This is a genomic window from Micromonospora sp. NPDC049580 (assembly GCF_040675595.1).
Classification (GTDB): Bacteria; Actinomycetota; Actinomycetes; order Mycobacteriales; family Micromonosporaceae; genus Micromonospora.
In genome coordinates, this window is sequence record NZ_JBFAPG010000340.1 from 1 (window position 1) to 6946 (window position 6946).

The following is a 6946-nucleotide window of genomic DNA, read 5'->3' on the forward strand; positions in this document are numbered from 1 at the left end:
GTGACGCAAACCTCTTGATCACCGGGGCCGGGGCCGGGGTTGGGGGTGGGGGTGGGGGTCCGGGGTCAGCCGTCGATGCGGGTGATGTTGCGGATCTTGTTGGACGCGTCCAACGCGGCCACCTTGTACGCCTCGGCCAGGGTCGGGTAGTTGAACACGGCGTCGACCAGGTAGTCGATCGTGCCGCCGCAGCCGATCACCGCCTGCCCGATGTGGACGATCTCGGTCGCCGCGGTGCCGAACACGTGCACCCCGAGCAGTCGGCCGTCCTCGGGAGAGACGAGCAGCTTCAGCATCCCGTACGAGTCGCCCACGATCTGGCCACGGGCCAGCTCGCGGTAGCGCGCGATGCCCACCTCGAACGGCGTCGACGAGTCGGTCAGCTCGGCCTCGGTCTGGCCGACGAAACTGATCTCCGGGATGGTGTAGATGCCGATGGGTTGCAGGCCGTGCATCTCCCGGATCGGCTCGCCGCAGGCGTGCTGCGCGGCCAGCCGGCCCTGCTCCATCGAGGTGGACGCCAACGCCGGGAAGCCGATCACGTCGCCGACGGCGTAGATGTTGTCGACCGGGGTGCGGTAGTTGGTGTCGACAGCGATCCGGCCGCGTCGGTCCGCCGCCAGCCCGGCCGCCTCCAGAGCCAGGTCGTCGGTCTGGCCCTGCCGGCCGGCCGAGTACATGACGGTGTCCGCGACGATCTTCTTGCCGCTCTTGAGGATGCACAGCGCCGCGGTCTGGTGCTTCTCCACCGCGGCGACCTCCTCGCCGAAGCGGAACGCCACCGACAGGTCACGCAGGTGGTACTTCAGCGACTCGACGACCTCGTCGTCGCAGAACTCGAGCATCCGATCGCGGCGCTCCACGACGGTCACCTTGGTGCCGAGGGCGGCGAACATCGACGCGTACTCCATGCCGATCACACCGGCGCCGACCACGACCATGCTGCGCGGGACGGCCTGGAGGTTGATGACGCCGTCGGAGTCCACGATGGTCCGGTCGTCGAAGTCGACGCTGTCCGGGCGGGCCGGGCGGGTGCCGGCCGCGATGATGGCCTTGTCGAACGTCACCTTCGACTCGCGCCCGGAGCCGGCGTCGACCCAGATGGAGTGCGCGTCCGCGAAGCGCCCGGTCCCGGTGATCATCGCGACCCGGTTGCGGGCGAGCTGGTTGCGGATGACGTCGGTCTGTCGGGTGATCACGTGCTGGGTGCGGGCGGCCAGGTCACTGACCGTGATCTCCTCCTTGACCCGGTAGCTGCTGCCGTACAGGTCGCGCTGGCTCAGGCCGGTCAGATAGAGCACGGCCTCGCGCAGCGTCTTGGACGGGACGGTGCCGGTGTTGATGCACACCCCACCGATCATGTCGCGGCGGTCCACGATGCCGACCCGCCTGCCGAGCTTGGCGGCGGCGATCGCGGCCTTCTGACCGCTGGGTCCGGAGCCCAGCACCAACAGGTCGTAGTCATACACGATCGTTAGCGTCGCAAGATGTCGCCATCGACGCCAGACCCCGGACGTGAGCGTTACTTGTCTGCCACCACGCAGATGCCGCCGTTCAGCGTGACCTCCTCCGGCACCTGCGTTCCGGTGGAGACGACGCCCAGCGACACGGTGCCGCCGGGCCTGATCACCGCGTTGTGGCCGGTGTTGCGTACCCGCAGGTAGCTGTTGTTCGGCCGGTCGGGTCGTCGTTCAGCGGACGAGGCGGCGTTCCCAGGCCCAGGCGGCGATCTCGACGCGGTTGCGGGCCGGGAGCTTCGTCTGCACGCTGGCGAGGTGGGTCTTGACGGTGCCGACGGCGATGAAGAGCTGACCGGCGATCTCCGCGTTGGTCAGGCCCCGGGCGACGAGCTTCACGACGTCGAGTTCCCGCGGGGACAGGCCGGCGTCGTCCCGCGGCGCGCTGGGCGGGCTGAGGTGCTCCAGCAGTCGTACGGTGATGGACGGGCTGATCAGCGCGTCGCCGGAGACGGCCGCGCGAACCGCCTCGACGAGCAGCGCCGGGCCGGAGTCCTTCAGGAGAAAGCCGCAGGCGCCGTTGGACAGCGCGGTGTGCACGTACTCGTCGAGGTCGAAGGTCGTCACCACGACCACCCGCACCGGGTCGGCGACGCCCGGCCCGGCGAGCAGGCGCAACGCCTGCAGGCCGTCGAGGCGGGGCATCCGGATGTCCAGCAGCACCACGTCCGGGCGTAGCCGCCGGGCCATCTCGACGGCGGCGACCCCGTCGGCGGCCTCGCCGACCACCGTCATGTCCGGCTGCGCTCCAATGATCATGCCGAAGCCGGTCCGGACCATCGCCTGGTCGTCCGCGATCAGCACCCGGATCATCGGGCCACCGCCGACCGCAGTGGGAACGCGGCGTCGAGCACCCAGCCGCCGGAGATGCCCGGCCCGGCGGTGATCGTGCCGCCGAGGGCGCGTACCCGCTCGGTGAGGCCGAGCAGGCCGAAGCCGTGCCCCCGGGCGGGAGCGGTACGCGGGGTCGCGCCGTCGTCGGCGACCCGGACCAGGAGCCAGTCCGGCGTACGACGCACGGACACGGCCACCGACCGGGCGTCCGGGGCGTGCTGGCGGGCGTTGGTCAGCCCCTCCATCACCACCCGGTACGCCGAGGTCGACACCTCCACCGGCAGCTCGTCGAGCGGACCGTCGACGTACAGCCGGGCCGGTGCGTTCGTGGTGTCGTTGTGGCCCTGCAGCAGCGGCGCGAGGTCGGCCACGCCGGCCAGTGGGGCCAGCGGCGCGTCCGGCGGGGCGTCCGGATTGCGCAGCACGCCGACCATCCGTCGCATCGAGGCCATCGTCTCGGCGCCGGCCCGCTCGATCTGCTCCAGGGCGACGATCACCCGTTGCGGGTCCTGCTCGGCGACGAACCGGGCGCCCTGCGCCTGCACCACGATGCCGGTCACGTGGTGGGCGATGAAGTCGTGCAGGTCGCGGGCGAACTCGGCGCGCTGCTCGGCCCGTACCAGCGCGATGGCCCGCTCCCGCCCGGCGGCGACGACGCGCAGGTAGATCCCGACGGCGGCGGCGCCGATCGCGGCGAGCGCCTGGAGCAGCCCGAAGATCACGTAGACGTAGTCGGCGCCGGCGCGCAGCGGCAGCGCGGCGGCAGCGAGCGCGGCGAGCACCGCCGCCCACGGAGCGAGCCGTGCGGCGGCCCACCGGGTCACCACGAACACCACCGCGATCATCCCGGCGGACTCGGCCAGCCCCCAGCTGCCGCCCAGCAGATAACTGCCGCTCGTGCTGAGCACCAGGAAGCCGAAGGTGACGGCGAGTGAGGTGGCGCCGAGCACGAGCGCCGCGAGCGGCAGGGAGCGGGACCCCTGCCGGTGCACGGGCAGCCAGACCACCGCGGTCATCAACGCCAACCCCACCTGCACGAGGGCGCGCAGGGCTTCGGCCGCGCTCACCCCGGTGTAGAGGCCGTACCGCAGGTCGAAGGCACCGAGCAGGGCCAGCGCCGCCAGACCGGCGAGCTGGCCCAGGCGTACCCACCATGTCGAGAATCCCGGCGCGTTCATCGTGACCCAGCGTAGCCAGGCGGACGGCGCGGGCAGATCGGCCGAAAGACAGACCCGGCGTGGGCGTTCCCCGACCACCGACCGATGCGGCTCCCACCCGGCGCGGGCGAGGCTTCCCGGGTCACATCGCAGCCACTGGAGGAACCCATGACAACCCACGCCCCGCCGCCGACCGGGCAGGCCGCCGTCGCCGCGGTCGACCTGGTGAAGGTGTACGGCAGCGGCGACACCGCGGTCCGCGCCCTGGACGGCGTCTCGGTCGGCTTCGGTCGGGCCGAGTTCACCGCGATCATGGGCTCGTCCGGGTCCGGCAAGTCGACGCTGATGCACTGCCTGGCCGGCCTGGACACGGCCACCTCCGGTCGGGTCCTGCTCGGCGGCACGGAGCTGACCGGTCAGTCCGACCGCACGCTGACCCGCGCACGCCGCGACCGGATCGGCTTCGTCTTCCAGTCGTTCAACCTGCTGCCGCAGCTCACCGCCGCGCAGAACATCACCCTGCCGCTGGATCTCGCCGGCCGGGAACCCGACCGTGACCTGCTCGCGCACCTCGTCGACGTGCTGGGCCTCGGGCAGCGGCTCGGGCACCGGCCCAGCGAACTCTCCGGCGGCCAGCAACAGCGGGTGGCGGTGGCCCGGGCCCTGGTGTCGCGGCCCGAGGTCGTCTTCGCCGACGAGCCGACCGGCAACCTCGACTCCCGCTCCGGGGCGGAGGTGCTCACCATCCTGCGCGACTCGGTACGCGACCTGGGCCAGACTGTCGTCATGGTCACCCACGATCCGATCGCGGCCGCGTACGCCGACCGGGTGGTGCTGCTCGCCGACGGCCGGGTCGCCGGCGAGATCGCCGAGCCGGACCAGGGCTCGGTCACCGACGCGCTGCGCGAGCTGGCGGTTCCCGCGTGAGGGCGACGGTGCTGCGTACCCAGGTAAGCGCCGCGGCCCGACGCCCGGGTCGACTGATCCTGACCGGCCTGGCGATCCTCGTCGCGTCGTTCGTCGTCTTCGGCACCGTGCTGGCGCAGGAGATCACCGAACGGACCGCGCGGGACAACCTCAGCGGCACGCCGGCCGCCACCGACCTGGTCATCGGTGACCCGCAGCAGCCACCGCCCACCGTGGCGGCGCTGCGTGACGTCCGCGCCCTGCCGGGTGTCACCGAGGCGGTGGGCCGGACGACGCTCGGGGTCTCCCTCGCGGAGGGCTACCTCAACCTGCGGACCGACCCGGGCGCCGGCCCGCTGGCGACGGTCCGCCTGGTCCAGGGCAGCTACCCGGATCAGCCCGGCGAGATCGCGGTGACCCGCCGCACGGTCGAGCGGCTGGGGTTGGCGGTCGGCACCGTGACCACCGGGACGGGCGGCGACCTCACCACCGGGGCGCCGCTCACCGTCACCGGCGTGGTCGACACTCCCGACGACGGGGGCTTTGACGCGTACGCCCCGGATGACGCGGTGGCCGCGTGGGGTCACGTCGGCACCGTCGAGCGGATCGACGTGCGGACAGCCGCCGGCGCGGCGGAGGCGGTTCGCGACCGGGTGACCGCGATGGTCCCGGCCGATCAGCCGATCCGCTCCGGCGCCGAGGTGCGCGACGCCGAGGCCGACGCGGCGGCCGAGCAGGTGGGCAGGCTGTTCGCGCTGGTCGGCATGTTCGTCGCGGTCGCGGTGGTCGCCGCGGCGCTGGTGGTCACCTCGACGTTCCGCATCGTCTTCGCCCAGCGGATGCAGCACCTCGCGCTGCTGCGGGCGGTGGGCGCGGGCCGGAGCGGGCTGGTGGTCGCGCTGACCGCCGAGGGTGCCCTGACCGGGCTGGTCGCGGGTGTCGTGGGGGTCGTCGGCGCCCTCGCCGCCGGGCAGGTCCTCCCCATGGTCCTGCGCGCCTGGGGCATGGCGGTCTCGTCGCCGGGCCTGTCGCTGGGGGCGGCGGTCGCGGTGGTGCTCGGCGCGGTCGTCCTCACCGTGGTGGCGGTGCTGGCGCCGGCGTTCTCCGCCGCCCGGGTCTCGCCCCTGGAGGCGCTGCGGGCGGCGAGCGTGACCGCCGGGCGGCGCGGCATCGGAGCGCCGCGTCTGGTGTCCGGCGCGCTGCTGGTCCTCGGCGCGTTGCTGGCCGCCGTCGCGGCGGTGCGGCGGCTGCCGACGCCGGATCAGGAGTCGTACGACCCGAGCGCGGCGCTGCTGCTGCTCGTCACCTCGGGAGCGCTGGCGTTCTTCGCCCTGGTCGCCCTCGGGCCGCTGCTGGTGCGCCCGGTGCTGGCCGTGGCGGGTTGGCCGTTGCGCCAGGTCGGACCGCTGGGGCGGCTGGCGGTCGGCGGGATCGGTGGGACGCCGCGGCGGGCCGCCGCCGTCTCCGTCGTGGTCGCGCTCGGCGTGACCCTGATCTCCGGGGTGGTCATCGGCGGCGCGTCGATGCGCGTCGTCGCCGATCGTGACATGGCGCTCTCCGCGCCCGCCGACTTCGAGGTGTCCGCCGGTGACGGTACGACCCTGCCGGTCGCCGTGGTGACGAGGGCGCGGGCGGCGACCGGCGCGCTGACCCGGGTCGTGCCGTACCGGATGGTCCACGACGTCGCGCTGATGCGGGGCGCCGAACGGCTCGGCGACACCGAGTCCGGATACTCGACCACCGACCTCGACATGTCGGCGCTGCCGACCACCGCGGACCTGGACGTGGCACAGGGCACCCTCGCCGACCGTGGACCTGGCCGGATCGTGCTCGGTGACTGGGTCGCCCGCAACGCCGGGCTGCGGGCCGGCGACACCGTGACACTGGCCCGCGACGGGCGGACGGTCGACGTACGGGTGGCGGCGGTCCTGCCCGACCGTGGCCCCCTGTACGCGGGCATCCTCGCCGACCGTGCCGACCTGGACCGGATCGGCGGGCCGACGGCGTACACCGGTCTGCTGGCCGACGCGGCGCACGCGGGCGAGGACGGCCGCACCGCCGGGGTGCGGGCGCTGCGGCAGGCGATCGGGAACGGCGCCGGGCTGGGCATCGCGGTGCTCGCCGACGAGCGGGATCGCAACGACGCGGTGCTGAACGCCCTGGTCTGGATCACTGCCGGCCTGGTCAGCCTGACCGTGCTGATCGCGGTGGTCGGCGTGGGGTCCACGACCGCGCTGTCGGTCGTCGAGCGGGTCCGCGAGTCCGGGCTGCTGCGCGCCGTCGGCCTGTCCCGGGCGGGGCTGCGCACGATGCTGACCGTCGAGTCCGGCCTCTACGGGGTGATCGGTGCGAGTTTCGGTCTGCTGCTCGGCGTCCCGTACGCCTGGTTGGCGGTGCGGGCGCTCGGGCTCAACGCGCCGCTGTCGCTGCCGGTGCTGTCGCTGGTCGGGCTTTTCGCGGCGCTGGTCGGGCTGACCGCGCTGGCCGGCGTGCTGCCGGCGCGGCGGGCGTCGCGGGTCAGCCCGGTGGTGG

At 73.5% G+C, this 6946-nt stretch carries 5 protein-coding genes; 2 read left to right on the top strand and 3 right to left on the bottom strand.

The window, feature by feature from the left end; genetic code table 11:
- Nucleotides 1-65 precede the first annotated feature (65 nt).
- From sthA to AB0J68_RS23265, 3 genes are all read right to left on the bottom strand, one after another.
- Nucleotides 66-1469, bottom strand: a complete 1404-nt coding sequence (sthA, locus tag AB0J68_RS23255) for a Si-specific NAD(P)(+) transhydrogenase (protein WP_363940455.1) — start codon at nt 1467-1469, stop codon at nt 66-68.
- A 222-nt stretch (nt 1470-1691) separates the two neighbouring features.
- Nucleotides 1692-2330, bottom strand: coding sequence for a response regulator transcription factor (locus AB0J68_RS23260; protein WP_363940456.1), 639 nt, complete (start codon nt 2328-2330; stop codon nt 1692-1694).
- Nucleotides 2327-3529, bottom strand: coding sequence for a histidine kinase (locus AB0J68_RS23265; RefSeq protein ID WP_363940457.1), 1203 nt, complete (start codon nt 3527-3529; stop codon nt 2327-2329). The genes AB0J68_RS23260 and AB0J68_RS23265 overlap by 4 nt, the downstream gene beginning before the upstream one ends.
- Before the next feature lie 147 nt (nt 3530-3676).
- On the opposite strand from AB0J68_RS23265, the gene AB0J68_RS23270 reads away from it, so the two are divergent.
- A complete protein-coding gene (locus tag AB0J68_RS23270) occupies nt 3677-4435 on the top strand; it encodes an ABC transporter ATP-binding protein (protein WP_363940458.1) in 759 nt (252 codons plus the stop codon).
- Nucleotides 4432-6946: FtsX-like permease family protein (locus tag AB0J68_RS23275; protein ID WP_363940459.1), on the top strand; the 2515-nt coding region annotated here is incomplete at its 3' end. The genes AB0J68_RS23270 and AB0J68_RS23275, both read left to right, overlap by 4 nt.